At 70.0% G+C, this 21341-nt stretch carries 23 protein-coding genes, 1 tRNA gene and 2 pseudogenes; 12 read left to right on the forward strand and 14 right to left on the reverse strand.

The window, feature by feature from the left end; all coding sequences use genetic code 11:
• Positions 1-39: 39 nt before the first annotated feature.
• Positions 40-372, forward strand: a complete 333-nt coding sequence (locus AC07FN_RS28055; RefSeq protein ID WP_452618902.1) for a hypothetical protein — start codon at positions 40-42, stop codon at positions 370-372.
• A gap of 63 nt (positions 373-435) precedes the next feature.
• Positions 436-1659 carry a DNA polymerase III subunit delta' gene (locus AC07FN_RS28060; RefSeq protein ID WP_478398354.1) on the forward strand — a complete coding sequence of 408 codons (1224 nt, stop codon included), beginning with the start codon at positions 436-438 and terminating at the stop codon, positions 1657-1659.
• Between the two features lie 66 nt (positions 1660-1725).
• Here AC07FN_RS28060 and AC07FN_RS28065 read toward each other — a convergent pair whose 3' ends face one another.
• Together AC07FN_RS28065 and AC07FN_RS28070 are read right to left on the reverse strand one after the other, a co-directional pair.
• Positions 1726-1965, reverse strand: a complete 240-nt coding sequence (locus AC07FN_RS28065; protein ID WP_478398311.1) for a hypothetical protein — start codon at positions 1963-1965, stop codon at positions 1726-1728.
• A gap of 84 nt (positions 1966-2049) precedes the next feature.
• The gene (locus tag AC07FN_RS28070) at positions 2050-3126 is read right to left on the reverse strand and encodes an alpha/beta hydrolase (RefSeq protein ID WP_478398312.1); all 1077 of its coding nucleotides are present in this window, start codon (positions 3124-3126) and stop codon (positions 2050-2052) included.
• A 191-nt stretch (positions 3127-3317) separates the two neighbouring features.
• Between AC07FN_RS28070 and AC07FN_RS28075 the strand changes: the two genes are divergently transcribed.
• A complete protein-coding gene (locus AC07FN_RS28075; RefSeq protein ID WP_478398313.1) occupies positions 3318-5663 on the forward strand; it encodes a helix-turn-helix domain-containing protein in 2346 nt (781 codons plus the stop codon).
• Between the two features lie 123 nt (positions 5664-5786).
• Here AC07FN_RS28075 and AC07FN_RS28080 read toward each other — a convergent pair whose 3' ends face one another.
• On the reverse strand, positions 5787-7169 hold the full coding sequence (locus tag AC07FN_RS28080; RefSeq protein WP_478398314.1) for a hypothetical protein: 1383 nt from the start codon (positions 7167-7169) through the stop codon (positions 5787-5789).
• Positions 7170-7400: 231 nt separating this feature from the next.
• Between AC07FN_RS28080 and AC07FN_RS28085 the strand changes: the two genes are divergently transcribed.
• The 3 genes from AC07FN_RS28085 to AC07FN_RS28095 all read left to right on the forward strand — a co-directional run bounded on the left by AC07FN_RS28085 (position 7401) and on the right by AC07FN_RS28095 (position 8196).
• Positions 7401-7474 (forward strand) — tRNA-Thr (locus AC07FN_RS28085).
• A gap of 27 nt (positions 7475-7501) precedes the next feature.
• The gene (locus AC07FN_RS28090; protein WP_478398315.1) at positions 7502-7984 is read left to right on the forward strand and encodes a hypothetical protein; all 483 of its coding nucleotides are present in this window, start codon (positions 7502-7504) and stop codon (positions 7982-7984) included.
• Positions 7981-8196, forward strand: coding sequence for a hypothetical protein (locus AC07FN_RS28095; RefSeq protein WP_478398316.1), 216 nt, complete (start codon positions 7981-7983; stop codon positions 8194-8196). The genes AC07FN_RS28090 and AC07FN_RS28095 overlap by 4 nt, the downstream gene beginning before the upstream one ends.
• Positions 8197-8394: 198 nt before the next feature.
• Here AC07FN_RS28095 and AC07FN_RS28100 read toward each other — a convergent pair whose 3' ends face one another.
• Both AC07FN_RS28100 and AC07FN_RS28105 read right to left on the reverse strand, forming a co-directional pair.
• The gene (locus AC07FN_RS28100; protein ID WP_478398317.1) at positions 8395-8883 is read right to left on the reverse strand and encodes a GNAT family N-acetyltransferase; all 489 of its coding nucleotides are present in this window, start codon (positions 8881-8883) and stop codon (positions 8395-8397) included.
• Positions 8884-9056: 173 nt separating this feature from the next.
• Positions 9057-9494, reverse strand: a complete 438-nt coding sequence (locus AC07FN_RS28105) for an SAM-dependent methyltransferase (RefSeq protein ID WP_478398318.1) — start codon at positions 9492-9494, stop codon at positions 9057-9059.
• A gap of 272 nt (positions 9495-9766) precedes the next feature.
• Between AC07FN_RS28105 and AC07FN_RS28110 the strand changes: the two genes are divergently transcribed.
• The gene (locus AC07FN_RS28110) at positions 9767-10300 is read left to right on the forward strand and encodes a hypothetical protein (protein WP_478398319.1); all 534 of its coding nucleotides are present in this window, start codon (positions 9767-9769) and stop codon (positions 10298-10300) included.
• Between the two features lie 171 nt (positions 10301-10471).
• Here AC07FN_RS28110 and AC07FN_RS28115 read toward each other — a convergent pair whose 3' ends face one another.
• The 3 genes from AC07FN_RS28115 to AC07FN_RS28125 all read right to left on the reverse strand — a co-directional run bounded on the left by AC07FN_RS28115 (position 10472) and on the right by AC07FN_RS28125 (position 13008).
• Complete coding sequence (locus AC07FN_RS28115; RefSeq protein WP_478398320.1) at positions 10472-10960, reverse strand: pyridoxamine 5'-phosphate oxidase family protein; 489 nt, start codon at positions 10958-10960, stop codon at positions 10472-10474.
• Between the two features lie 17 nt (positions 10961-10977).
• Entirely contained in the window at positions 10978-12384 is a 1407-nt protein-coding gene (locus AC07FN_RS28120; protein WP_478398321.1) for an MFS transporter, read from the reverse strand.
• A gap of 189 nt (positions 12385-12573) precedes the next feature.
• Positions 12574-13008 carry an Lrp/AsnC family transcriptional regulator gene (locus AC07FN_RS28125; protein ID WP_478398322.1) on the reverse strand — a complete coding sequence of 145 codons (435 nt, stop codon included), beginning with the start codon at positions 13006-13008 and terminating at the stop codon, positions 12574-12576.
• A gap of 97 nt (positions 13009-13105) precedes the next feature.
• On the opposite strand from AC07FN_RS28125, the gene AC07FN_RS28130 reads away from it, so the two are divergent.
• Positions 13106-14032 carry an SMP-30/gluconolactonase/LRE family protein gene (locus AC07FN_RS28130; RefSeq protein ID WP_478398323.1) on the forward strand — a complete coding sequence of 309 codons (927 nt, stop codon included), beginning with the start codon at positions 13106-13108 and terminating at the stop codon, positions 14030-14032.
• A 165-nt stretch (positions 14033-14197) separates the two neighbouring features.
• Here the strand turns inward: AC07FN_RS28130 and AC07FN_RS28135 are convergent, their stop codons facing one another.
• Positions 14198-14515: a VOC family protein gene (locus tag AC07FN_RS28135; protein ID WP_478398355.1), complete on the reverse strand. Its 318-nt coding sequence runs from the start codon at positions 14513-14515 to the stop codon at positions 14198-14200.
• Positions 14497-14571, reverse strand: a pseudogene (locus tag AC07FN_RS28140) (VOC family protein); the annotation flags it as partial. The pseudogene AC07FN_RS28140 and the gene AC07FN_RS28135, both read right to left, overlap by 19 nt.
• Before the next feature lie 162 nt (positions 14572-14733).
• Between AC07FN_RS28140 and AC07FN_RS28145 the strand changes: the two are divergent.
• The gene (locus tag AC07FN_RS28145; protein ID WP_478398356.1) at positions 14734-15192 is read left to right on the forward strand and encodes a DinB family protein; all 459 of its coding nucleotides are present in this window, start codon (positions 14734-14736) and stop codon (positions 15190-15192) included.
• Between the two features lie 16 nt (positions 15193-15208).
• On the opposite strand, the gene AC07FN_RS28150 is transcribed toward AC07FN_RS28145, so the two are convergent.
• On the reverse strand, positions 15209-15346 hold the full coding sequence (locus tag AC07FN_RS28150) for a hypothetical protein (RefSeq protein WP_478398324.1): 138 nt from the start codon (positions 15344-15346) through the stop codon (positions 15209-15211).
• A gap of 128 nt (positions 15347-15474) precedes the next feature.
• The gene (locus tag AC07FN_RS28155; RefSeq protein WP_478398325.1) at positions 15475-16842 is read right to left on the reverse strand and encodes an MFS transporter; all 1368 of its coding nucleotides are present in this window, start codon (positions 16840-16842) and stop codon (positions 15475-15477) included.
• A 123-nt stretch (positions 16843-16965) separates the two neighbouring features.
• Between AC07FN_RS28155 and AC07FN_RS28160 the strand changes: the two genes are divergently transcribed.
• Entirely contained in the window at positions 16966-17865 is a 900-nt protein-coding gene (locus AC07FN_RS28160; protein ID WP_478398326.1) for a LysR family transcriptional regulator, read from the forward strand.
• Here AC07FN_RS28160 and AC07FN_RS28165 read toward each other — a convergent pair.
• Positions 17862-18770, reverse strand: a complete 909-nt coding sequence (locus AC07FN_RS28165) for a LysR family transcriptional regulator (protein ID WP_478398327.1) — start codon at positions 18768-18770, stop codon at positions 17862-17864. The genes AC07FN_RS28160 and AC07FN_RS28165 overlap by 4 nt on opposite strands.
• A 159-nt stretch (positions 18771-18929) precedes the next feature.
• On the opposite strand from AC07FN_RS28165, the pseudogene AC07FN_RS28170 reads away from it, so the two are divergent.
• Both AC07FN_RS28170 and AC07FN_RS28175 read left to right on the forward strand, forming a co-directional pair.
• A pseudogene (locus AC07FN_RS28170) lies at positions 18930-19589 on the forward strand (MFS transporter); the annotation flags it as partial.
• A 46-nt stretch (positions 19590-19635) separates the two neighbouring features.
• The gene (locus AC07FN_RS28175; RefSeq protein ID WP_478398328.1) at positions 19636-20481 is read left to right on the forward strand and encodes an MMPL family transporter; all 846 of its coding nucleotides are present in this window, start codon (positions 19636-19638) and stop codon (positions 20479-20481) included.
• Between the two features lie 59 nt (positions 20482-20540).
• Here AC07FN_RS28175 and AC07FN_RS28180 read toward each other — a convergent pair whose 3' ends face one another.
• On the reverse strand, positions 20541-21224 hold the full coding sequence (locus AC07FN_RS28180; protein WP_478398329.1) for a FadR/GntR family transcriptional regulator: 684 nt from the start codon (positions 21222-21224) through the stop codon (positions 20541-20543).
• Positions 21225-21341: the final 117 nt, after the last annotated feature.

Below are 21341 nucleotides of genomic sequence, written 5' to 3' on the forward strand. Positions count from 1 at the left end.
CGGAGACTTCCGATTACCGGAAGCCTCGGGGAGGCGGACATGCGGGATGCCTTGCACGGTCTCGACGGCACGCAACCGTTGCCGCCCTTGCCGGTTCGTCCGGATGCCCTGTTCGGCACGTTCGCGGTGCCGCAGCAGCGGACCGCGCCGCCGCAGCCCTGGACGCCGCCTAGTACGGCGGAGGACGTGCGCAGGCCGATTCGGCGCCGTCGCGCTCCGGCGGCCAGCCCCCAGACACCTCGTCTTGAGCCGCCGGGGGAGAGGCCGCGCCGCACGCCCGGGGCGGTCGTGGGCTTCCTGATCGTGTTGGCCGTCGCGGTGCTCGTCGCCCTGGCGGTGCTGCGCCGGGTGCTCGAAGCGTTCTCCGGTTGACCGCAGCCCGGTCGGTGCCGCCCCGTACAGTCTGGGTGTTCGCGAAGTACTGGAGGCGACGTGATGCAAACCGACGCTCCGGACGTGCCCAGCACCGGGGTGTGGGCGGAGGTCGTCGGGCAGCCCGACGCGGTGCGGACGCTCTACACCGCCGTGCGCGCTGCTCACCGCCAGGTGCGGGGCGAGCCGGTTCCGCCGGGTTCGATGACGCACGCGTGGCTGTTCACCGGGCCGCCCGGTTCGGGCCGGTCGATCGCGGCCCGTGCCTTCGCCGCCGCTTTGGAGTGCTCCGATGCCGAGCAGCCGGGCTGCGGGCACTGCCCGGCGTGCCGGACGGTGCTGCACGGCACGCACGCCGACGTGCGCCTGGTGGCGCCCGAAGGCCTGTCGATCTCGGTCGCGGAGATGCGGGCTCTCGTGCAGGCCGCGGCGCGGCGCCCGACCACCGGCCAGTGGCGCATCGTGCTGATCGAAGATTCCGACCGCCTCACCGAGGGCGCGGCGAACGCGCTGCTCAAGGCGGTGGAGGAGCCGCCGTCGAGGACCGTGTTCCTGTTGTGCGCGCCGTCCGATCACCCCGAGGACGTGTCCGTCACGATCCGCTCCCGGTGCCGCGTGGTGCAGCTGCGCACGCCGTTGGCCGGCGCGATCGCAGAGGTGCTGCACGAGCGCGACGGCGTGGACGCGGAGCTCGCGCAGTGGGCGTCGTCGGTGTGCGGCGGGCACATCGGCCGGGCGCGGCGGCTGGCGACGGATGAGGAGGCGCGGGAGCGGCGCGAGTCGGTGCTGCGGATCCCGTTGGGGCTGCGCCGGTTCTCGGACGTGTTCACGGCGGCCACCGGGCTGGTGAAGCTGGCCGAGACGGAAGCGGTCACCGCGAACGAGGACCGCAACGAGGCCGAGAAGGAAGAGCTGAAGACCGCGATGGGCGCGGGCGGCACCGGCAAGGGCACGGCGTCGGCGACCCGCGGCGCGAACGCCGCGCTGAAAGAGCTTGAGAAGCGCCAGAAATCCCGCGCCACCCGTTCCCAGCGCGATGCGCTGGACCTGGCGCTGGTCGACCTGGCGGGCTTCTACCGGGACGTGCTGGTGATGCGCACGGGTTCGACGGCGCCGCTCAACCACCCGGATTTCGAGCGCTCGGTGGCGAAGGCGGCCGGGGAGTGGACGTCGGAATCGGCGCTGCGCCGCCTCGACTCGGTCCTGGAATGCCGGCTCGCGCTGACCCAGAACGTGAAGCCCATCATCGCGGTGGAGGCCATGCTCGCCACCCTCTACACCGGCTGACTCCACAGTGGACGCTCAGGGCCTTCGAGGAGCCCTGAACGATCTTGCACCGCCGATGCCATCGCGTCACGGCCAGTACCGGAACGTGAACGCCGCCAGCAGGAGCAGGAACAGGACCGCCAGGAGCACAAGGCATCCGACACCGTCGGTCTTCTTCGCGCGGAGCTCGACGCGGCCGCCGGGCGGCGTGCCCGGATGGCGGCGGTCGTAGTGCTCGATCTGCTCCTCGGCTCCCGCCGACTCGGTGCGCCAGGGCGTCCGGTAGTCGCATTCCCCGCACCAGTACCGGTATTTCTCGTCGGCCATGCCGTTTCTCTCCCAGCGCGTGCCGCCCCGGCCGGTCGGGCGCCTCCCCGCCGCCCGACCGACCAGACTCCCGGTTGCGGCAGATCAGGGGTGCTGGAGGCGCTGCATGATCAGCGAGACGTAGTGCTCCATGTCCTTCTGCAGGCACGGCACCGAGGCGTGCTTCCCGGTGCAGCCCGGCGCCCACGTGCTGCCGTCGCCGTAATCCGCGAAGTAGTGCGGGATTCCGGCGGCGTTCAGGTTCGCCGCGGTCACCAGGTTGGTGTCCCTGGCCACGCTCTCGACGACGGCCTGGGGCGGGTTGACGGTCAGGTCGCCGCCGTTGCCGGTGTACATGGCCACGCCCATGCCGCGCAGCGACTCGACGTGCTGGGCGGGGCTCTGCGCGTTCCACACCCCGTCGAGCGGCCAGACCGGCGAGCCGAAGATCGCATCGACCGCGACGGTCGGCGTGCCCGACTCCGGTAGCAGCTCGGTGCCGATCACCGCCGCCCGCTGCGCCTGGTTGAGCAGGTCGAGGCCGCCGGAGAAGCTGCCGACGTAGCTGAACAGCTCAGGCCGGCGCTCGGCGTAGTGGAACGCCCCGAACCCGCCCATCGAATGGCCGGCGATGGCCCGGCCTTCCCTGGTGGGGATGGTCCGCAGGTTCGCGTCGATCAGCGGGATGACCTGGTCGAGGTGGAAGTTCTCCCAGTTCTGCGGCCCCAGCCCGCCGGGGTTCACCCAGTTCGAGTACCAGCTGCGAACCCCGTTGGGGTGCACCGTGATCAGCGGCGCGTCCTTGGTCGCCTGCTCGGCGATCTGCTGGTTGACCTGGGTGTTCGCCCGGTCGGGGTTGCCGTGCAGCGAGTACAGCACCGGGTAGCGGTCGGCGTTGCCGGTGTAGCCCTCGGGCAGGGTGACCATGATGTCGTGCTGTCCCGCGGTCTGGCCCGGCAGCAGCGTGGGATTCGGAACCTGGTCGGAGGCCACGGAGAAGACGAACGTCCGGTGGGCGTCGTCGACCCACTCGGGCTGGCGGACCACAGTCAGGCCGAAGCCGTCGTCGAGGCGCGGCGGCTCGGTTTCGGCGGTCGCGGCGGTGGCGACGAGAGTCGAAGCGACGGTCAGGCCGGCCGCCATCGCGACCGCCCGCCACAGTGATTTCCGGAAACGGGTCATGCGGTTCCCCTGTCGAAGGCTGACCTCGCCGCCTCGGCGAGCGCCGGCCGCCGGGTGCCGGCCGGTGCCGAAGATGATGTTGTTCGCGCTGGTCAGCGGGCCAGGGCACGAACCGGCCAAATACGGCCGGTCCCCGCGTTCTTCGCGCTAAGGTCCCCGAGCCAGGACACGCCGCATCGAGAGGCGCCGAAGTGACGAGCCGGTTCGGTCCGCTACTGCGTCAGCTGCGACGTCGGGCGGGAATGACGCAGGAGCAGCTGGCGGAGCGGTCCGGGGTCGGCGTGCGCACCATCCGCCGGCTGGAGAACAACTCGCCCACCGATCCCCGGATCGGGACGGTGAAGCTGTTGGCGGACGCGCTGGACCTCTCGCCCGACGAGCACCGGGAACTGCTGGCCGGAGTCGGCAGCGCGCCTGCCGAGGACACCGTCGTCGAGGTCCCCGAGGCAGCGCCGGACACCGATCCGTCCCTCGCGCCGCGGGATGCGCTGACCGAAGCCGCGGATCAACTCGCGCAAGCGGTCGCCGCCCGCTGGCAGCGCGAGGCGGAACAGCGCCGGATCCACGACCCGTTCCCGCTGCCGGTGCGGTGGCAGCCGGTGTCCGCGGACCTGACCGACCACCCGGACAACATCCGCCGCGTGCCGCCCGGATCCACGGCGGATCCGCTGGACCTGACCGGCGACCTCACCGAGATCGCGGACGTCTACCGGCGCATCCCGTCCGGCCGGCTGGCGGTGCTGGGGCGAGCCGGATCCGGGAAGACGATCCTGGCGCTGCGCTTCACCCTGGACTACCTGCGGACCCGCGCCGCCACCGACCCGGTGCCGGTGATCTTCAGCGTCGGATCGTGGGACCCGACGGCCACCGCGCTGCGGGACTGGCTGATCGACCAGCTCTCCCGCGACTACCCGGGCCTGGTCGCGAGCGCCCCCAACGGGTCGACGCTGGCCGCCGCGCTGGTCGAAAGCGGCCGCGTGCTGCCGGTTCTCGACGGGTTCGACGAGATCGCCCACGGCCTGCACCGCAGCGCGGTGGAAGCGCTCAACACCACGTCGCTACCGCTGTTGCTGACCAGCCGGCCCGACGAGTACGCCGCGGCCGTCGAGGCGACCGCCCTGGCCGGCGCCGCCGGTGTCGAGCTGGTCGAACTCGGCCGCGCCGACCTGATCAACTACCTGCCGCGCACCGCGCGCCGGGGCACCGCCTGGGATCCCGTCCTGGACGAGCTGCGCGAACGCCCGGGCAGCGAGGCGAGCGCCAACCTCGCCGCGGTGCTGAGCACGCCGCTGATGGTCGGCCTCGCCCGGACCGTCTACGGCGAAACCGGCGAGGACCCGGCCGACCTGCTGGACATCGACCGCTTCCCGACGCCGGCGGCCCTCGAAGACCACCTGCTGAGCAGTTTCGTGCCCGCCGTCTACCGCCCGCAGCCGTCCGCCGGGCGGCGGAACTGGGATCCGGACCGGGCCCGGCACTGGCTTGGCTATCTCGCCGACAACCTGGACCGGCTCGGCACCGGCGATCTCAAGTGGTGGCTGGTCGGCGGCTCGCTGCGCCGCTCGTCGCGCATCCTCGCCGTCGTGCTGGCGTCCGCGTTCGTCACCGCCGTCGTCGATGCGCTCGTCTTCCTGCCCTGCTACGCGATCCAGCACGGGATCGGTTTCGGCATCGGGTTGGCCCTGCTGGACGGCTTGATGACCGGCACCGAGCTCGGGCTGGCCTTCGGGCTGCTGTACGGGCTTCTGGTCGTGTACGGGGGTGTCGGGTTCGAGCCGTCCCGCATGCGGGTGCGCTTGCTGGGCAAGGGCAGGAGAACCGGCCGCCGCGCCCGCACCGCCGTCACCAGGTTCGGCGCCGGGCTGCTGGGCGGGTTCGTGGTGGCGCTCGGATACGCGCCGGTGAGCACGTTCATGCGCACGATGCTCAGCGAGACCCCGATCCCGGATGACCTGGCGATCGAGCTGATGCTCGTCAACTTCCTCGTGTTCGGGCTCATCTTCGGCCTGGCGCTCGGGACGGGACTCGCGCTCGTGTCCGTGCTGGAGACGCCCCTCGACATCAACTCCGCCGCCACCCCGATCGGCATGCTGGCCGCGAACCGTTCGGCGGTGGTGCGCCAGACCGCGTTGTTCGCGCCCCTGGCCATGCTCCTGATCGCCATCGGCGGGCGGCTCGTCGTCGATCTCTTCCAAGGTTCGCTGGGCCCGCTCAACTGGCCGCTGCTCGACGGGCTCATCATCGGCGCGGTGGGCGGGACGAGCGGAGCGATCGCCTACGCGGCGGCGTTCACCGCCTGGGGGCAGTGGGTTCTCCTGGCCCGCGTCTGGCTGCCGCTGACGGGCCGGCTTCCCTGGCAGGTGATCGCTTTCCTGGACGACGCGTACGACCGCGGAGTGCTGCGCCAGGCCGGTGCCGTCCACCAGTTCCGGCACGCCCGGCTCCAAGCCCACCTCGGCCGCGCCTACCGGGCGCAGCACGCCAACCAGGCCCGGCTCGACCCCGCCACCCGGACGAACCATCCCGCCGCCACCTGAACTCGCCGGGCCGGGCTGGGTGGCGATTTTCGGCGCCCCGCGTTCCAGTCGGTCAGGCCGTCCCGTTCTGGAACGGCCCCTGAATCGGAGCTTCGGTCGAGTGGGCCGGAAATCGGGAACTGCTCAGCTGCGGCGGGGGAGGGCGGCGATGAGGATCGAGCCCAGGAGCAGCAGCGCCGTGCCGGTCCAGAACAGCGGGATCACGTAGTACGAGCTGCTGGTCAGGGCGAGCGGCGGAACGTCCGGGAGGTGGGCCGACGGGCCGGTCCCCGCCGGCGGCGCGACGGCCGCCGAGCCGTCGCAGTCCACGCCGCCCGCCGGAGCCCCGGCGCGGGCGATCTGCTCGCCGAAGGTGATCTGCACCAGCGAAGTCGGGAGCCCCACCGGGTGGCCGCGCAGCAGCTGCAGGTCGAAGAGCTTCGCCGCCGCCCGGACCTCGGTGCCGACGACGTCGTGCCGGAGTTCCCCGACGCTCATCCGCAGCACGCCGGCGTCCACGATCCGCTGGTCCAGCCCGGGCAGCGGCAGATCCAGGTCCGGATGCGCCGCATCCAGGACGCCGAGTTCCTCGCCGCCCTGGCTGACCCGCAGCACCGGCGCCTTGTAGTCCACAGTGGACGTCGAGGGGTCACCGGTGGCCGTGGCGACCAGCCGGGGCTCGCCGACGACGTCGACGCGGATCTCCTGCGAGGTCCCGGCGAACAGCCGAACGCTCGCAACCTGCAGCGTCGAGGTCGACTGCACGGCCTTGCCGGTCTGCCCGGCGACGGAAACCAGCTGCACGTTGGAATGCGCGTTGACGGCATCCGGCACGTGCAGCAAGGACCCGGTGCCGTCCGCGGTGGGTGCCCCGCTCAGGAGCCCGTCCAGCGACAGCCCGCCGGGCAGCGCGTTGACCGCCGAAGCGCTGCCCAGCGACATCCGGGCATCGGCGATCGGTGACACGCACGGCCCGGCCTGCTCGTCCCAGCGCGCGTGCACGCTGCCGTCCAAGCCGCTGAGCTTGACCAGCTGATCCGCCGGCGACGCGGGCATGGGGAGACCGCCGCTGGTCGGCGCGGCGTGATCGGGCAGCGCGGTCTGCGCCAGCCCGGTCGGCGTCTGCGGAGTCTTGCCCAACAGCGCCACGCCGAACGGCGAGGCTTCGGCGATGGCCCGCTCGTGGGCGAAGAATGCGGTGGAGTTCGCCTGCGCGATCGCCCGGCCCATCCCGGCCTCGGCCACGGACTGCTTGGGCAACTGCTCCTCGAACTCGGGATCGTCGATGACGGAGTCGGTCGGCACGGTGTCCGGCAGGATGCGCACGATCCCGACCATGGTGCCGGCATCGGCGACGATCGGACCGGGAGCCGAGGTCGGCTCGGACGCCGGAGGCTGCCCGGGGTTCTCGGGCGCGGGGATGGGCGTGGTCGGCGGCGTGCTCTGCGCGAAGGCGGCGGGCAACGACAACCCGGCGAGGGCCAGCCCCACGGCGGAACACGTGCTGAAGCGGCGAAGAGCCCGCATCCGGCGACCTCCCGATCGCGTGACAGGAATCACTGCCGATCCAACGAGCCGAATCCCAGGAGGTGACGGAAGAAGTTGACGAGAGCCCCCTGGCAAGAGGTGGGATCCCGCCGAAGCCGGGACGTCGGAGTTCCCTGGCCAGGCGTCTGACCAGGGAAAACCGGGAGTGCGTGGAGCGGCGGGGGCCGAGAACGACCTCGGCTCCGGGCCAGCTACACTTGACCACGCAACGCCGCCTTAGCTCAGTCGGCTAGAGCGACGCACTCGTAATGCGTAGGTCAAGGGTTCGATTCCCTTAGGCGGCTCGCTCGGAAGACCGCAGGATCACTCAGGTGACCTGCGGTTTTTCTTTTGCACTGGGCAAGGCGGCGTTACGCAGCTTCCCCGCGAACGGTCTCTGCGTGCCCGATGCGTGCCCATCGGTACCGGTGCGCGTCCGTGGAACCAGTCGGATCGCTGTCGTGGGTGTCGCCCACTTCCGCAAGGCGGGCGACGCCAACCCACTGCACATGATCTCGGGCTCTGCCAAGTTCGGGCAGGTGATGCGTTCGGCCATCGGGTTCGCTGCCGACCGTGAAGCCGAAGACGGATCGTGCGTCCTGTCGCTGATCAAGACGAATATCGCGCCGTCGGGCCTGCCGAGCATTCGCTACCGCGTCGAACCCGCAGTCGTTGACACCTCGGACGGCCTACCGATGTCGGCCACTTCATCGTCCTCGGCGAAACCGACCAGAACGTCAGTGACCTGCTCAACCAGGACACCGGATCTGCGGAGGGACGATCCGAGCGCAACGAGGCCGCCGAGTGGTTCATGAGTTACCTCGCCGACAACGGCGGCAGCGCCAAGGTCGCCGACATCTTCAAAGCCGCCAAGGCCGACGGAATCGCCGAGGCCACGCTCAAACAACGCGCCCGCAAACGCGCCGAAGTCACCAGTGAGCGCAAGGGCTTTGGGCAAGGCTCCATGTGGTTCCTCAACCCGTCCGGATCACTTTCAGCTCAAATCAGATCAGCGCGCATGAGCTGATCTCAAAGAGCCAAATGGTGATCCGAACCGGGTAGCGACCTACGCGCGTCCGCGTGAGGCCGGGCCGTGGGGCACGGCTGCAACTGGTCGACACCTACCAACTCGTACTCGCCGACAGGAAGTAGTCACGAACATGGCCCGGCCATCGTGTTCAAGGCCGAGCACCTGCGCCGCGAACCAAACTGCCGCAGCCGGGTCTCAACGGGGCTTGGTCATGAACACGGCCCCTGCGATGTGGCCGGGCACGTGCGGGGCTGGCGTCAGTTGGTAGCCGGCCCGCTGGTAGGTGCGGATGTTGCGCTGGCTTGTGCCGCCAGTGAACAGCACGAACCGGCGCACCGACGTTGGGGCCTGGGCTTCGATCAGGGCCAGCAGCGCGGACCCGATGCCGTTGCCCGCCAGGTCGGGGGCGACCATGAGACGGCCGACCTGCCAGTCCTGCTCGCCTTCCACCCGTCCACGCACGGCGGCGACCAGACGTCCGCCTCGACGCACGACGAGGGTCGTCCAGGACTGTGCCCAGGCAAGGACCTGGTCGTGGGTCTCATGCAGAGCGGGCACATCCAGCGTGTTGTTCCCGATGGCCTCTGAGACCCAGCAGCAGCGCTGCAACACGACCAGCTCGGCCAGGTCCTGCGGAGCGAACAGGCTCGTAACCGCCCCCGGGCAGAACCTCGGCCAGGGCATCGTCTAACGGAAGAGCAGGCATGGCCATGATCGTATGGGGCAGAGGCGTGCGCAGAGGGCCACGGGGACAGGCCCTAGGCCTCAGGGGGAGTTCAAAGCACAACAGCAATCCGTGTGGCAGGGCGCCGCCGGAATCTCGCCTTTCGCGCCTCGGCGTTTGATCTCGTCGTCGGTTATCGCTGGGGTGGCATCGGGATTTCGCGCAACGGTTGACCGCCGTCGACGAACAGCCGGCCACCGGGTACCAATGCGGCGGCTATGCGCTCCAGCGCGCGTCGCCCCGCTTCTGGATGGCGGCCATCGAGTGCGCCCACGCGTACCGCGAAGACGATGTCGAAGGGAGCCTCACCGGGTTCCAGCACGAAATCTTCCGCCGTGATCTGCCGGACGCTCATGCGGCCCGAGGCGATCTCTTGGGCCGAGGCCGTCTTGGCTTGAGCGATCGCCTTGGCAGAACGGTCGATCGCGAGGATGTGCCCCGAAGTCAACCGCGCCGCCACGGCGCGCGCGGAGGCGCCTGGTCCGCACCCGATCTCCAGAACTCGCGCCTGCGGGGTAAGCGGCAGCGCGTCCACGATCTCGCCGAGACGAGGCGAAAGATCTCTTGGCATAGGCCGAGCCTAGGGCGAAATCAGTGAACGGGAAGGCTACCGGTCTTCGAAGCCGGGTTCGGCCGCCGAATCCGGCGGAGTGTAGGTCGGCGCGGGAAGGCTCATTGGCCAGCCGTTCCCCACGATCCTGGCTCTCCATGCACCCGTGATGCCCGTTCGGGCAGTGGGTCCGGGGGTGGATGATCGTTTTTCCGACTGCAGACAACCGCCGTGGTCCCGGCACGTCTGTTTGATCGAAGAGTCGGAAAACAACCCGGTTGCAGGAGAGACAGATGCGCAAGATCAGTCGTATGGCCGTTCTGATTCCCGGTGGGTTGCTGGCCGCGGCGGTGTTCGTGAGCGGGTGCACGTCCCTGGCCGGGCAGTCGGCATCGACCCCGCCCGGACCGGCGGCAGGCGTCGCGAGTGCCGGGGGTACGGCCAGTTCGGAGACGGGCGCCGGGGCAGACGTCATCGCCTCGAACAGGTACACCGTCGACATTGCCGTCGATCTGGAGTTCGCCAAGGACAACGGGGACTGGATGGTCTTCTACGTCGAAGGCAAGTGGGACGACTCCTCCATGGCGGCTCCCCACCCGGTCAGTGCAGGCGGACCGACTCAGGTGGTCGCGCTCGCTCCGGATGTCGAGTTGCTGAGCCCGTTCGAAGGCGCCACGCCGACCGCCGAGCCCCAGCTCGACTCGGAGGGGCTGGGGGTAGTGCCGATCACCTTGGATGACTTCATCCAGCAGGACAACCAGTCGGCCAAGATCTGGTTCGATGAGAGCGGCCAGGTCATCAAGATCGCCGCGCGGTACCAGCCCTGACCCAGTCCCATCGCAGCGAGTTCGTGCCTCCGAACGGTCCGGCGGACGACGCCTAAGGGCGGTTTCCGGTCAAGAAGCGCACTGAATCTCTTTGGTCGGGCGGACCGGAGAGCCGACGTGAGTGGTCGGCTCGCCGGGTTCGGGCGAGCCGACCGTGCTTGGGTGCCTGGTTCAGCTGGTTTTTTCTGGTTGCCAGATCGTGGTGTGGAGGTCTGTTCCCCGGACCAGTTGGATTCGCCAGGGGGTTATTCGGATCACCGCGTACTCCGGGTCTTCCGGGCCTCCTCGCCAGTAGTGGATCGGGTCGTAGCCCACTCCTCGTGGGCCTCCTTCGACGTACACGTTCCAGGCGTGGCGCTTGGACTCCTCGTCGTCCGCCCAGGCCGAGGTGCTGTCCACGAAGACCGCGTTCTGGCGCGGGTTCCAGTACGAGTACGTCGTGTGCGGGTTGTTGGCGAGGTGCGCCGTTTTGATCGGCGTCTTGTAGGCCGCGAGCCAGCCGACCGGTTGTCCGTCGACGACTTCCCAGACCGGGAGCAGGACCCTGGCCCGGGGGCGGTGCCGGCTGTCGACGGTGATCATCGTGGCGTACTTGATGTCGCGGATGTAGCTGTTGAACGTGTCCTGGACGTCCGAGAAGTCGGTGGTCCTGGTGGTCATGCCGGGCTCCTGTGCGGTCAGTGCGTGGTGAGGATCTTGGCGTCGTCCAGCTCGATCGCCTGGCTCTTGCGGGACCGCAGCCCGAACGCGCTGATGAGGCCGGCGATCAGCGCGGCGGCGAGCGGAACGACGAGGGCCGCGTGGTAGCCGTCGAGCATCGCGGCCGGGGTTCCGGAGGCCGTGGCGGCGATGTTGACGGCCGTGACCGTCGACAGCCCGAGCGCGGCACCGAACTGGAACGACGTGTAGAGGAGACCGCCCGCCAGGCCTTGGTCGGCCTCGTCGATCCCGTCGGTGGCGACGATGGTGAGCGGGCCGTACACCAGCGAGAACGCGAGGCTCAGCAGGATCAGGCTCGGGAGCATCATCAGGTACGCCCAGTCCGCGCCGACCGGCAGGAACAGCGCGTACGCCAGCGCGGCGAGCAGCAGCCCGCCGAAGGTCACCCGGGCATTGCCGAACCGGTTGACCAGCTTGGGGGTGAGCGTGGGCGAGAGGACGGCGTCGAGGCCGATGACGATCATCGCGAAGCTGGTCCGCAGCGTCGACCAGCCGCGCAGTTCCTGCAGGTAAAGCACCACGAGGAACTGGAATCCGAAGAACGCGCCGACGAAGAGCACCCCGATGGCGTTGGCGCGGACCACCGCCCAGGAGCGGAAGATGCCCAGCCGGACGAGCGGCGCGGCGACTCGGCGTTCGATGGCGATGAAGGCGGCGAGGAAGGCCAGCCCCGCGGCGAACGTGCCCAGCGTCCAGCCGATTCCGGTGTGCGTGGCGCGTTCGACGCCGAGGACGAGCAGCACGATGGCGGCGGTGATGGTGATGCCGCCGGCCAGGTCGATGCGCTGGCCGGTCCGTTCGGGGCGCGGCGACTTGGGCACCAGGGCGAGCGCGGCGACCAGGACGAGCAACGACATCGCGACCGGTGCGAAGAACACCCACCGCCAGTGGACGGAGGTGAGCAGGCCGCCGACGACCAGGCCGATCGAGAAGCCACCGGCCGCCGTGCCGGAGTAGATCAGCAGGGCCTTGTTGCGCTGCGGGCCTTCTTCGAAGCTGGTGGTGATGATCGAAAGTCCGGCCGGGGTCATGAAGGCGGCGGCGACGCCGGTGACGAATCGGGCGACGATCAGCATCCAGCCTTCGGAGGCGAGCCCGCCCAAGCCGGAGAAGAGCAGGAAGACGGCCAGCCAGAAGACGAACATCCGGCGCCGTCCGAAGAGGTCGGCGGCTCGGCCGCCGACCAGCATGAACCCGCCGTAGCCGAGGACGTAGGCGCTCATCACCCACTGCAGTTCGCCGGTGGACATACCGAGTTCGGCCCTGATGGCGGGGAGGGCCACGTTGAGCATCGCCACGTCGATGCCTTCCAGGAAGATCGCTCCGCACATGGCGAAGAGCACTCCCCAGTCGCGCGCACGCATCTGAATTCCTCGTTCTCGTTGGAAAAAGCCTCGTACCAACACGATCTGCCGAGGCGTGCGGGCGAACAACGGCGAAGATCTCGACATTCGTTCAGCCAGGCTTACCGGTCTCCTGCCGGGACATCGCTTCCTCAAGTTCCTGGCATGCGGCGGCGAGCCTCACGCGAAGCGCTTTCGGGAACCCGGGTGCTACGGAGCGGCGGGGCGCTCGAAGAAGGTCTCCAGCACGACGGTGGCCTGCGTGCCGCTGACTCCTTCGATCGCGTACATGCGGCGCAGCACGTCCTGGAGTTGCTCCGTCGTCGAAGTCCTGACCTTGACCAGGATCGAAGCGCTACCCGCGATGACGTGCGCTTCCTGGATCTCCGGAATGGCCGCGAACTGGTCGCCGGAGTCGCCCACCCACTTCGTCGAGTCCACCATGACGAAGGCGAGCACGCCCCGCCCGATCGCCGCGGGGTCGACTTCGACGACGGTCCGGCGAATGACGCCTCGCTCGCGGAGCTTGCGCACGCGGTCGTGCGTTGCCCCAGCGGACAGCCCGACGGCCTGCCCCAGCTCCGCATACGGCCTCGTGGCGTCGTCCTGGAGGATGGCGAGCAGCTGCCGATCGACGTCGTCCAACGGATCTCCTTCGGTGAACATCTTGATCTGTCGAATCTCATTCTGCATAGTTTGGGTCGATCAGATCAACATTCGGTTCGATGATGGGGACGGCAGCATGCTCGGCGAGCGACCGCAGTTGTACGAGATCCTCGATGACCGGTTCCGCGCGGGCAGGTGCCACGCGGGCGACTCGAAGCTGGAGACCCTCTTCGAAGGCTGCCGCTGGGCCGAGGGGCCCGTCTACGTCCCGGCCGGGCGGTACGTGGTGTGGAGCGACATCCCCAACGATCGCCTGCTCCGCTGGGACGAGACCACCGGCGAGGTCGGCGTCTTCCGCTCGCCCGCCGGTCACCCCAACGGCAACACCTTGGACGGGGAGGGCCGCCTCATCACCTGCGAGCAGGGCAACCGCCGCGTCACCCGTACCGAGCACGACGGGTCGATCACCGTGATCGCCGACCGCTTCCAGGGCAAGCGGTTCAACAGCCCGAACGACGCCGCCGTGAGGTCCGACGGCTCGATCTGGTTCTCCGACCCCGACTTCGGGATCACCACCGACTACGAGGGGCACCGCGCCGAGAGCGAGATCGGCGCGTGCAACGTCTACCGCGCGGACCCCGCGAGCGGCGAGGTGCGCATGGTCGCCGACGGCTTCCGCGGCCCCAACGGCCTGGTCTTCTCGCCCGACGAGAGCCGGCTGTTCGTCTCGGACAGCCGGGCCAACCACATCCGGGGCTTCGACGTCCACGACAACGGCACCCTCACCGGCGGCGACGTCTTCACCGAGTGCGCGATCGGCAACTTCGACAACATCCGCTTCGACGACGCCGGCCGGCTCTGGGCCGCAGCCATGGGCGGCGGCGTGCACTGCTACGACCCGGACGGCACGCTCCTCGGCCGCCTCCTGGTCCCCGACGTCGTCGCCAACATCCGCTTCGGCGGCGCCAAGCGGAACCGCATGTTCATCGCTGCCGACACCGCGCTCTACTCCGTCGTCATGTCCGTCACCGGCACCCCGCCGCTGCCGGGCGCCCGCTCGTAACCGGGAGCAAGAAGCCGGAGGCTGCGCGTGGCCTGCGGCTTCCAGCGTTACTGGCAGTGGGCACACGGCCGGCCGAACCAAAGCTCTGTCCTTGCACGCGTAGGCGTGCACGTTCGCGGTGTCCATTGCGGACAGTCCGGCCTGCTCGAACGGCTTGGTGTGGGTTCAGCCGCCGCGTTCGGTGCTGCTGCGTTCCACGCAGAACTCGTTGGATTCCGGGTCCAGCAGGGTGACCCAGCCGAGGCCGTCGGCGGTTCGGTGGTCTTCGTAGAGCGTTGCGCCGAGGCCGAGGATGCGCTCCACCTCCTCATCGCGGAGTCGCTCGGTGGGCATCCAGTCGAAGTGGATCCGGTTCTTGACCGCTTTTCCCTCGGGGACGCGGAGGAAGAGCAGTCCTGGCACGGGAAATGGTGCCTCCAGCAGACCTCGGGGTCGCCAGGCCGGTCCTCGCCGGAGATCGGCCAGCCGGTCACCTTGCTCCAGAACGTCGCCAGCCCGTAGGGATCGGCGCAATCGATGGAAACATGGCGAAGGATCATGGCGCCGCCGTAGTCGGCCGATCACGGTATTCGTCCAGAACTCGACCGGTTAATGGTTCGACTCGGCCTTGCCGGGGCAGGAAGACTGTGGGCGTTCGTCGAGCGAAGGGGATTGCTGTGGTCGAGCGGATCGATCCGCCCGTGGTCGGGGGCGAGCGGGAGATGTTGCGGGCATACCTCGACTTCCACCGGGCTACCCTGGCCATGAAGTGCGAAGGGTTGTCCGACGCCGACCTGCGGCGGCAGTCGATGCCGCCTTCGACGCTCTCGCTGCTCGGCCTGGTGCGGCACATGGCCGAGGTGGAGCGCACCTGGTTCCGGCGGGTGATCGACAGCGAGGACATTCCGCTGGTGTGGTCGGACGACGGCGACTTCCAGGTCGCCTACGACGCGAGCGCGGCCACCCGCTCCGAGGCGTTCGACGCCTGGCAGGCGGAGGTCGAGCACTCGCGCCGGATCGAAGCCGCCGCCGAGTCGCTCGACGTGACCGCGCCCCAGCCGAGGTGGGGCAAGGACGTGTCGCTGCGGCTGGTGATGCTGCACCTCATCCACGAGTACGCCCGGCACAACGGCCACGCGGATTTCCTGCGGGAGGGCATCGACGGGGTCGTCGGGGCCTGAGTGCGCCCGGGAACCGTCAGCCGCACGTGCGGGACAGGACCGCCCGCGCCGCCTTCCGCAGGGCGGCGACGAACGGTTTGTCGTGGTTGGCGGGCAGCCAGGCCAGTGCGGACGTCCACGGCTCCAGGTCGGTGACGTCCACATAGGACACCATAGGACACTCCGGGTCGCGGGTACAGCTCCCGGCCGACAGCCGGCGGGAAGAGCAGCCCGCCGCCCATGGCGATCAACTGAGGTGCGGGTGCCCCGGTCGGATACCACCGACCGGGGCACCGCTGCTCGTCACGCCGGGACCGGCTCCCGGCGCTTGCCGGTCCGGAGGCTGAAGGCGCCGATCGCGGTGGCGATCAGGGCCGCGGCGAAGGGGACCGCGAGCGCCGCGCGGAAGCCGTCGAGCGGCGTTCCGAGCGCGGCGACGTTGACCGCGGCGGAGCCGGCGAGGCCGAGCGCCGCGCCGAACTGGAACGACGTGTAGAGCAGGCCGCCGGCGAGGCCCTGCTCGGAGTCATCGACGCCGTCGGTGGCGACGATGGTCAGCGGGCCGTACACCAGCGCGAACCCCACGCCGAGTATCACCAGGCCCGGGGCCATCGCGGCGTACGTCCAGTCCGCGCCCAGCGGCAGGAACAGCGCGTACCCGAGCGCGGAGACCAGCAGGCCGCCGAAGATCAGCCGGGCGTTGCCGAACCGCCGGACCAGCCACGGCGTGAGCGTGGGCGCGAGCACCGCATCGAGGCCGAGAGCGATCAGCGCGAAGCTGGTCTGCAGCGTCGACCAGCCGCGCAGCTCCTGCAGGTACAGCACCACCAAGAACTGGAAGCCGAAGAATCCGCTGAACAGCAGCAGCCCGATGGCGTTGGTGCGCAGCAGAGGAGCGCTGCGGAAGATGCCCAGCCGCACCAGCGGTGCGGTGGCACGGCGTTCGATGGCGACGAACGCGGCCAGCAGGGCGCCGCCTGTCGCGAACGTGATCAGCGTCCACTCGATGCTGGTGTGCGTGGCTCGTTCGACGCCGAGCACGAGGAGCACGATGGCGGCGGTGATGGCGACGCCGCCGGCCACGTCGACGCGTCCGGCGCGACGCTCCGGCTCCGATGACTTGGGCACCAGGGCGAGCGCGCCGACGAGGATGAGGAACGACATCGCGACCGGCGCGAAGAACACCCACCGCCAGCCGATCGCGGTGAGCAGGCCGCCGACGACCAGCCCGATCGAGAAGCCGCCCGCCGCCGTGCCGGAGTAGACGAGCAGGGCCTTGTTGCGCTTCGGGCCTTCCTCGAAGCTCGTGGTGATGATGGACAGCCCGGCGGGCGTCATGAAGGCGGCGGCGACACCGGTCACGAACCGGGCGACGATCAGCATCCAGCCATCGGAGGTGAGCCCGCCCAGGCCGGAGAAGACCAGGAAGACGGCCAGCCAGCCGATGAACATCCGGCGGCGCCCGAACAGGTCCGCCGCCCGGCCTCCCACCAGCATGAACCCGCCGTAGCCGAGGACGTAGGCGCTCATCACCCACTGCAGTTCGCCGGTGGACATGCCGAGTTCGGCGCGGATGGCGGGCAGCGCGACGTTGAGCATCGCCACGTCGATGCCTTCCAGGAAGATCGCCCCGCACAGGACCATCAGCACGCCCCAGTTGCGCGCAGTCATCTGCGATTCCTCAAAGGTGTTGGGAATTTCCGATGACACCAGCGTCGAACCACCGCCCGCCGGGAACAACGGCGAAGACCTCGACGTTCGTTCAACCAGGCTTACCGATGGGGAGGGCGGCGCATGGAGCGCGATGAACTGGAGTGCTTCCTGATCCTCGCCGAAGAGCTGCACTTCGGTCGAACCGCCGACCGGATGCGCCTGTCGCGGGCCAGGGTGAGCCAGCTCGTGCAGCGCCTCGAACGCCGCGTCGGCGCGCCGCTGTTCGCCCGGACGAGCCGCCGCGTCGCGCTCACCCCGCTCGGCCGCCAGCTCCGCGACGACCTCGAACCGCACCACCGCGCGATCGACGCCGCCCTGGCGCGTGCCGTGTCGAACGCGCGGAGCATCAACGGCGTGCTCCACGTCGGCTTCTCCAACCCGCTGGCCGGCGAGATCGTGTTGAAGGCGGCGGAGGCGATGCACACCGAGCACCCGGAACTGGCCGTGGAGATCTGCGAGGTGCCGATGGCGGACCCGTACGGCCAGCTGCGCCGGGGCGAGTTCGACGTGCAGCTGACGGAGTTCCCGGTGCGCGAGGACGATCTCAGCGGGAGCCCGGGCCTGTTCACGGAGCCGCGCACGCTGGCGATCGCGGCCGACCACCCGCTGGCCGACAAGGACGCCGTGTCGGTGGAAGACCTCGTAGAGGTGCCGCTGCTGACCATCGACGGCGCGTTGCCGGACTACCTGCTGGAACACCACGTGCCGACGCACACGCCCAGCGGCCGGCCGATCGGCCGCGGCCCGGCGGTCACCAACATGCAGGAAGCGCTGATGCTCGTCGCGGCGGGCAAGGGCGCCTTGCTGTGCGCGGCGCACACCGCCACCTACTTCGCCAGGCCCGGCGTCTCGTACGTGCGCTTCATGGACGCCGAGCCGGTCGGATACGGCCTCGTCTGGCGATCGGCCGACACCAACGGAGCGGTGCAAGCCTTCGCCCGCACCGCCAACGCGGTCGCGCGAGACCTCGCGAGCCGCTAGGCGTCGGCGAGGACGTCGGCGAAGGCCAGGACGCGGGTGGTCGCCGCGGCGCGGGGCCAGACCAGGCCGAGGACGGAGTCCGGCAGGCCGGTGACCGGGACGAACGCGATGTCGCTGCGGGCGTGGGAGATCGCGCAAGGGCGGCAGAGCAGCATCGCGCCGCGGTTGGTGGCGGCGCGGGTGATGCCTTCCTGCAGGGTGGTGATCGTGCTCGCGCGCGGGATCGGGCGGCCGCTCGGCGTGCGCGGCGGCGTTTGGGCGTCGCGCCAGTAGGGCGGCGCCGGTTCGGCGGGCGCGATCAGCTCGGAGTCGGCGAGTTCTTCGGCGGGAACCGAATCCAGGGCGGCGAAGCGATGCCGCAGCGAGACCGCGATGTTCGGCTGCTGGCGCGAGAACGTCGGTCCCACCACGAGATCCGGCTCCTGCACCGGCAGCAGCACGATCGCCGCGTCGACCTCGCCGCGGCGCAGCGCGCCGAACGGATCGCTCAGCGGGATCTCGGTGATCTCGGTGGCGCAGTCGGGAAATCGCGACTGGAAGGCGTCGATCCGGGCCATCACGGGCTCGGACACCTGTCCCTGGAAACCGAGGCGCAGCACGCCCCGCACGCCTCGCGCCTCCGCTCGGGTTCGTTCGACGACGTCCTTGAGGCCGTCGTAGGCCGGGCGGAGCTCGGCGAGGAAGCGCTCGCCGAGCGCGGTGAGGCGGACCCTGCGGTTGGTGCGGTCGATCAGCCGCGCGCCGAGCCTGCTCTCCAGCGAGCGCAGCAGCTGGCTGACCCGGCTCTGCGACACGTACAGGCGTTCGCCGGCGCGGCCGAAGTGCAGTTCCTCGGCGAGCACCCGGAAGCACTCCAGCTCCCGCACCTCCAGGCCGCCCATGTCCCTCCTCCGCTCGATGAGCACAGCTGATCCAAGGATGAGGACTTCGGCGTTGTTCCCGGTAGGCGGGCCACCGAGGCTGTGACCATGACAACGACCGACACCTCGACCCCGCCCGTGGTGCGGGGCTGGCCCGCCGTCGCGGCGGTCGCCGCGGCGACGTTCTCCGTGGTCACCACCGAAATGCTGCCGGTCGGCCTGCTCACGTCGCTCGCCGCGGAGCTCCGCGCGCCGGAAGGCTTGGCGGGTCTGACGATGACGGTGCCCGGCCTGATCGCGGCGTTCGCCGCGCCGCTGCCCACCGTCGCCGCCGGGCGGCTGGACCGGCGCTGGGTGCTGGTCGCACTGATGGCCTTGCTGGCCTCGGCGAACCTGCTCTCGGCGGTGACGCCTAACCTGCCGCTGCTCGTCGCGCTGCGGGTGCTCGTCGGCGTGTCCATCGGCGGGGTGTGGGCGATCGCGGCGAGCTCGGCCGTGCGGCTGGTGCCGGAGCGGTCGGTGGGCGCTGCGACGTCGCTGATCTTCAGCGGGATCGCGGTGGCCTCGGTGCTCGGCGTCCCGGCGGGGACGTTCATCGGCGAGCTCGGCGGCTGGCGCGCGTCGTTCGCCGTCATGGGCGTTGTGTCGCTGGTCGTGGCGGTCGCGCTCGCGGTGCTGCTGCCGCCGTTGCCCGCCGAGGAGCCGATGCGCTTCAGCGCCGTGCCGCAGTTGTTGCGCAGCGGCGCGGTGCGGGTTGGGCTGTTCGTCATCTTGCTGCTGGTGTCCGGGCATTTCGCGGCCTACACGTACGTGCGGCCCGTGCTGGAACAAGTGTCCTCTGTAGACGCCGGATTGATCAGCGCGCTCCTGCTGGCGTACGGATTGGCCGGTGTGGCCGGGAACTTCGCAGGTGGCGCGGCGTCGGCTGTTCATGGCGTCCGCGCCGCCGCAGACCTCGTGGGACGGGCGGGTGGCCATGTTGCAGGTCCCGGTGCCGTTCAAGACGAGCTCGGCGGAGGCGGCCCGGTCGTTGACGCACCTCCGGTCCGACTACGTGCCCGCGGCCTTCCGCGCGCTGCCCGGGGTCGAGGTGGCGGTCAGCGGGGACGTCGCGCACGACGTCGACTACCTGGCCCACCAGAACGGCAAGCTGCCGCTGGTGATCATCGCGTTGCTGGTGCTGACGTTCGTGGTGTCGGTGGTCGTCTTCCGCTCGGTGGTGATCGGGCTGGTCGGGGTCGCGCTGAACCTGCTGTCCGCGGCGGCGTCGATGGGGCTGCTGGTGATCTTCTTCCAGTACGGGCTGGCCTCGACGCTGTTCGGCTTCGATCCCAGCGCCACCAGCGCGATCGGTTCGCGGGTGCCGCTGTTCCTGTTCGTCATCCTATTCGGGCTGTCGATGGACTACCAGATGTTCGTGGTGAGCCGGATCAGGGAGGCCGTGCTGCGCGGCGTCCCGGCCCGGCAGGCGGTCCTGCAGGGCGTCGGGCAGTCGGCGAAGGTCGTGACCAGCGCGGCGATCGTGATGGTCACGGTGTTCGCCACCTTCATGTTCCTGCACCTGGCGGAGATGAAGCAGATCGGCTTCAGCCTGGCGGTCGCGGTCCTGCTGGACGCCTTCGTGATCCGCGTCCTGGTCCTCCCGGCCGCGCTGACCCTCCTGGGCCGGGCGACCTGGTGGCCGTCTCGCCTGGTGCACCGCACCGAACCGGGAACCACCCCGATCCCGGTCCGGCAGGCAGATCCGGTCGGCTGACGAACGCTCGTGAGCACTTCGGACCGCTATGACGCTCCAAAGTGCTCACGAGCCGGTGCTCACGGTTCCGGGCGGACGTAGGAGAGGATCTTCGCGAGGTGGTTCCGAGCGGCCCGGCCCGCGGCCTCGGGGTCGCCGGCCCGGATCGCATCGGCGATCTCCTGGTGCTCGTGCTGGTCCACCGGTCGTTGCGCGTCGGATTCCCGCATCAGGCCCAGCATGTCGAGCATCGCCTCGCGGACGCGCTCGGCCAGCGAATCGAACAGGCCGGTGATGATCGTGTTGTGCGCCGCCTCGGCGATCGCCCGGTGGAACGCGAGGTCGGCGTCCACGAACTCCTCGGGCGTGGCGTGCTGGAGCGCCTCGCGCCGGGTGGCCGCCGCCGTGATCGCGGCGAGGTCCTCGTCGGTGCGCTTCGCGGCCGCGAGGCGGGCGGCCTCCACCTCCACCGCGATGCGGCCCTCCGCCACGTCCGAGATCACCGCCTTGCGGACGGTCGTCGCCCAGTCCTCGACGGGATCGGTCCGGATGACGTAGACGCCGGAGCCGTGGCGGGATTCGAGCAGCCCGCGGCCGGCGAGCTCGCGGACCGCCTCCCGGACCGTCGACCGGCCGACTCCGAACTCGGCGGCGAGGGAGGTCTCGCTGGGGATCTTCCCGCCGACCGGCCAGTCGCCGGAACCGATGCGCCGCAACATCGCCTCGGTGGCCTGCTCCGACAGCGGGTATCGACGCAGCGACACGAACAGCCTCCCGAATTATCAGGTTGTCTGAGGACCTGACGTATTGTACGTTGCCTGCCATGTGGTTGGGAGCTCGCGGCCTTAGCGGCCGCGGCAGGGGCTGACCGGACCGGCGCC

Source organism: Saccharopolyspora sp. NPDC045941 (genome assembly GCF_056431445.1).